1 protein-coding gene is annotated in these 1,172 nt (G+C 78.2%); it reads right to left on the bottom strand.

All coding sequences use genetic code 11. The features are described from left to right. A partial coding sequence (locus tag CR470_RS38080) for a DUF5682 family protein (RefSeq protein WP_257139072.1) occupies nt 1-1,172 on the bottom strand: 1,172 nt, incomplete at both ends.

Here is a 1,172-nt window from a genome sequence, read left to right as displayed (position 1 = left end):
GCTTCCAGGAGCTCACCGCGGCCGGGGGCGGGTAGGCCGCGCAGGCGGGCCAGGTCGCCGGCCACCCGGACGACCTCCCGGCCGTCCGCCGGGCCGTAGGGGTGGCCCTGTTCACGCAGGGCGGCGCAGACGCGGACCGCGGTGCGGATCAGCGCCTCGTGCAGCGCCGCCGGGTCCCCGGCGGCGTCCAGGACGGTGTGCTGCCACTCCGGGTCCCGGATGCCGGCCGGGTAGCCGGAGCGTGAGTCGAGCAGCGGGTACGTGTACGGGACCAGGGAGACCGTGCACGTCGTCGTCCCGACGGTGCCCTGCCCGTGGCCGTCCGCACCCGGCTCCGGGGCGACGGACCGGTCCGGCACTTCCGGTGCTTCCGGTGCTTCCGGTGCTTCCGGTGCTTGGGGCGCGGGACCTCCGGCGGCCTCGGCGGCGGACGGCAGCAGCGCCGGGGTGTGGAAGGCTCCCACCACCACGGCGGGCCGCCGCCCGCTCGCCAGGGCTTCGGCGACATGTCGGCGCATGCACGCCTCGCGCACCAGGTCCGTGCCGTGCACGCCGCCCCGCGCCTCGGCCTCGTAGCGCAGCGCCCACCCGGTGAGCAGGGCGGCGCGGCGGAGCGCTTCGGGTGTCGAGCCGGGCGCGAGGGCCTCCACCAGCCGGTCCCACAGGTCGTCGCCGTCCCGGCCGGTGAGCCGGGACCGGAGCGCGGCGGACAGCCCGTGCCCCTCCCCCGGCCCGGGTGCGGAGTCGGCGCCGGGGACAGGAACGGGGGTGCCTGGGTCACCCCCCGCCCACGCGCGGTCGGCCAGCGGCAGATCGCAGGCCACCGCCGGGACACCGTTTCTCGCCGCCCAGCGCAGGGCTACCAGTTCCGGCGAGAAGTCCGCGAACGGGTAGAAGGCCGGACCCCGTTCGCCGGCCGAACCGGCTCCGGGCCCGTCGGCGGGCACGGCGGCCAGCGCCACCGGCGCCTCGGTCTCCTCGTGGGCGAGCCAGCCCAGCCAGGGCTGGAACTCGGCGGGCAGCTCGACGAGGAGGACGTCGGGGGCCGCCGCGTCCAGCAGCGCCGGAAGCGCGGCCGCCAGCGAGGGCGCGTGGTGGCGCACCCCGATCAGGAACGGCAGCCCCGGGCCGGTCGCCGCGAGGGCCGCAACCGCGGCTTCCGAGGTGGTAGG

The sequence above is a fragment of the Streptomyces sp. rh34 genome (assembly GCF_002551245.1).
GTDB lineage: Bacteria > Actinomycetota > Actinomycetes > Streptomycetales > Streptomycetaceae > Streptomyces.
This window is presented reverse-complemented; position numbering and strand designations above follow the sequence as displayed.